The organism is Leucobacter sp. M11, from assembly GCF_035726885.1.
Lineage (GTDB): Bacteria > Actinomycetota > Actinomycetes > Actinomycetales > Microbacteriaceae > JAPFRB01.
The window spans coordinates 713,112-716,503 of sequence record NZ_JAPFRB010000002.1 but is presented as its reverse complement, the minus strand read 5'-3'; the positions used below and the strand labels follow the sequence as shown (position 1 = coordinate 716,503).

The 3,392-nt window shown below is 72.9% G+C and carries 5 protein-coding genes; 3 read left to right on the top strand and 2 right to left on the bottom strand.

Features of this window, described 5'->3' with window-relative positions; genetic code table 11:
- From OOT08_RS07855 to OOT08_RS07845, 3 genes are all read left to right on the top strand, one after another.
- Positions 1-692, top strand: a 692-nt coding sequence (locus OOT08_RS07855) for a topoisomerase C-terminal repeat-containing protein (protein WP_325092044.1), incomplete at its 5' end; no start/stop codon positions are given.
- Positions 689-1,306, top strand: a complete 618-nt coding sequence (tmk, locus tag OOT08_RS07850) for a dTMP kinase (protein ID WP_325092043.1) — start codon at positions 689-691, stop codon at positions 1,304-1,306. The genes OOT08_RS07855 and tmk, both read left to right, overlap by 4 nt.
- 113 nt (positions 1,307-1,419) lie before the next feature.
- Positions 1,420-1,941 carry a hypothetical protein gene (locus OOT08_RS07845; protein ID WP_325092042.1) on the top strand — a complete coding sequence of 174 codons (522 nt, stop codon included), beginning with the start codon at positions 1,420-1,422 and terminating at the stop codon, positions 1,939-1,941.
- 1 nt (position 1,942) lies between these two features.
- On the opposite strand, the gene OOT08_RS07840 is transcribed toward OOT08_RS07845, so the two are convergent.
- Together OOT08_RS07840 and OOT08_RS07835 are read right to left on the bottom strand one after the other, a co-directional pair.
- Positions 1,943-2,395, bottom strand: coding sequence for a YybH family protein (locus tag OOT08_RS07840; protein WP_325092041.1), 453 nt, complete (start codon positions 2,393-2,395; stop codon positions 1,943-1,945).
- Between the two features lie 229 nt (positions 2,396-2,624).
- A partial coding sequence (locus tag OOT08_RS07835; protein ID WP_325092040.1) for an AIR synthase-related protein occupies positions 2,625-3,392 on the bottom strand: 768 nt, incomplete at its 5' end.

Here is a 3,392-nt window from a genome sequence, read left to right as displayed (position 1 = left end):
AGCCCAAGAAGAAGCCGAAGAAGAAGGCCGCCGCGCCCAAGCCGCGCACCGCCTCGATCTTCAAGTCGATGGACCTCAACACGATCGACCTGGACACCGCGCTGCAGCTGCTGAACCTGCCGCGCACGGTCGGGACGGACCCGGAAAGCGGCGCGGAGATTACCGCGCAGAACGGGCGCTACGGGGCCTACCTGAAAAAGGGCACCGACACGCGCTCGCTGACCAGCGAGGACGACATCCTGACGATCGAGCTGCCCGGCGCGCTTGAGCTGTTCGCGCAGCCCAAGTACGGCGCGAAGCGGGCGTCCAGCTCGCTCAAGGAGTTCGCGGCGGATCCGGTCAGCGAGAAGCCGATCAAGGTCAAGGATGGCCGCTTCGGGGCCTACGTCACCGACGGGACGACGAACGCGACCATCCCGCGCGGCGAGGACGTCGAGGACATCACCTTCGAGCGCGCGGTTGAGCTGCTCGCGATCAAGCGCGCCAAGGGGCCCGCGAAGAAGAAGGCGCCCGCGAAGAAGGCCCCGGCCAAGAAGCCAGCCGCGAAGAAGCCCGCGGCCAAGAAGACGGCAGCGGCGAAGCCGCGCGCCGAGCGCACCCCCGAGCAGAAGGCCGCGACCGCCGCGAAGCGGGCCGCGACCATCGCCGCGAAGAAGGCAGCCGCCGAGGCGGAGAAGGCCGCGGGCGAGTGAGCGGGCTCTTCGTCACGCTGGAGGGCGGCGACGGGGTGGGGAAGACCACCCAGGCGCAGCTCCTCACGGCGTGGGTGGAGGGGCTCGGGCGCACGGTCGTCCGAACCCGCGAGCCCGGCGGCACGGCCCTCGGGTTGACCCTGCGCGAGCTCCTCCTGCACACGGAGGGGCCGGTCGATCCCCGCGCCGAGGCGCTACTGTACGCGGCCGACCGGGCGCAGCACGTTGCCGAGGTGGTTCGGCCCGCCCTCGCCCGCGGCGACCTGGTGCTCCAGGACCGGTACATCGATTCTTCGCTCGCCTACCAGGGCGCCGGGCGCACCCTCGGTGACGGGGACGTTCGCGGACTCAGCGAGTGGGCAACCGGGGCCCTCTGGCCGGATCTCACGATCCTGCTCGACCTCGACCCGGCCACCGCCGCGGTGCGCCGAGCCTCCGGGCGCGGGGAAGCGGACCGCCTGGAAGCCGAGAAGCTCGACTTCCACGAGCGTGTCCGGGACGAATTCCTCGCCCTCGCCGCGGCGGAGCCCGAGCGTTTCCTCGTCCTCGACGCCGCAGGCTCGGTCGACGAGATCCAGGCCGCGATCCGCGACCGGCTCACGCCCCTGCTCTAGCGCCCGAGGCACGGGTACCGGCCGCCCCCGGTCGAGTTCCGCCCAGGCATCCGCGGCCGGGTCCGCCGCAGCTTGGGCGGCGCGGGCGGCGGGGCATGCCGTACCCTGAGCGCATGATCTGGAACCACCACGAGCGGACCATCCGGGCCCCCCGGGACACGATTGCTCGGCTCCTCGACACGCTGGCGGGGCCAGAGGACCGACTGTGGCCGGGCCGCGCGTGGCCGCCCATGCGCTTCCGGGAGGGGCTTGCGGTCGGGGCCTCCGGCGGGCACGGGCCCGTGCGCTACACGGTGGAGCGGATCGTGCCCGGCTCCGAGATACGCTTCCGTTTCACGGGCCCCGCCGGCTTCTCCGGCTGGCACGGCTTCTCCGTTCGAGATTCCGGACCCGGGCGGTGCGTGCCCCAGCACGACCTGGAGCTGCGCCCGAGCGGCTGGGCGCGGCTGAGCTGGCCGCTGTTCTTTCGGCCGATGCACGACGCACTCGTCGAGGAAGCGCTCGACCGCGCCGAGGGCACCGTGACAGGGGCTGCCGTGCCGCCCCAGCGCACCGTGTGGGTTCGGGTGCTGCGCTGGGCCACGATCCGCGGGGCGCGGCGGCACCCAGTACCCGGAACGGAACGCCCCGGGTGAGCTAGCTCGTTCGGGGGCGGTAGTGGACGGGGGACTGCCCCGCCGCGGAGTTCAGGTGGGTCTGGGCCCCCGGCGCGATGTCCGTGTTCTGCGCCGTGACCGCGACCCAGCCCTGTGTGCGGCGCTCCAGCACGAAGGTGAAGATACCCTCCCGGGGCCCCGCCGCCTCGCCCGCGGGGCTGATCTGCCCGGTCAGGTGCCAGCGGCTCTGCACCACGGCCGCGTCCGTGCCGAGCCGCCGTACCCGGGGCTCGGCCATCGTGATCACGGAACCGGGGAAGATGGTGCGGAAGCCGAAGTCGTGCGCGTCCCGGATGCTGCTGCGGTCGTGCCACCAGAGGCCGACCACGTTCACGAAGTCGGCGTCCTCCGCGAAGAGGGCGGCGAGGTGATCGGCGTCGGCGCGGTTCCAGGCATCCTGCCAGGCGGGGACGACATCTGCGGGTTCGTGCACGGTGGGCTCCTTCTGGCGGGCGGGCAACGACGGGGCGCGGCGGGGACGGTTGGCCCGGGCGACCCCGGTCCCGGAGCGAACACCGCTCCTCTCGGGGAGAACCCCGAACGCCCCCAGCATATTCCGCGGTGCGCCTGACGGCGCTGGACGGGAGCCGCCCGGCCCCGGCGGTCGCGGGAACGACGAGGGGCCCGCGGCGCGTGCCGCGGGCCCCTCGTGCGTGCCAGGGTTACTCGGAGACGGTCGGGCCGTAGAGGCCGGGCAGCGTGCCGCGGTGCGCGGCGGCCAGCTCGTCAATCGAGATCGTGAACTGGTCCTGCACCTCCAGGGCGGCGGCCTTGCCGCGGCCGTCGGTCACCCCGACGCGGAGCACGGGGTAGCCCCGCCCCTCGCAGAGGCCGCGGAACTTCACGTCCTCCTCGCGGGGCACGGACACGAGCACGCGGCCAGCGGACTCGGAGAAGAGCGCGGTGGTCGCGTCCACGCCGTCGCGCTCCATGATCTCGGTCAGCCAGACCCGGGCGCCGACGCCGAAGCGGAGCACCGACTCGGTCAGCGCCTGGGCCAGGCCGCCGTCCGAGAGGTCGTGCGCGGAGGCAATCAGCTCGCCCTGCACGCCGGCCTGCAGCAACTCGGCCAGCTTCCGCTCGCCGTCCAGGTCCACGACGGGGGGCGTGCCGCCGAGGTGGTTGTGGATCGTGCCGGCCCAGGCGGAGCCGTCCAGCTCCTCGCGGGTCACCCCGAGCAGGTAGAGGTTGTCGCCCTCGTCCTGCCAACCGCTCGGCACGCGGCGAGCCACGTCGTCGATCACGCCCATCACCGCGACCACGGGGGTCGGGAAGATGGGGGTGTCACCGGTCTGGTTGTAGAGGGAGACGTTGCCGCCGGTCACCGGGATTTCGAGCGCCAGGCAGGCGTCCGAAAGGCCCTCGACGGTCTGCGAGAACTGCCACATCACCTCGGGGTTCTCGGGGGAGCCGAAGTTCAGGCAGTCGCT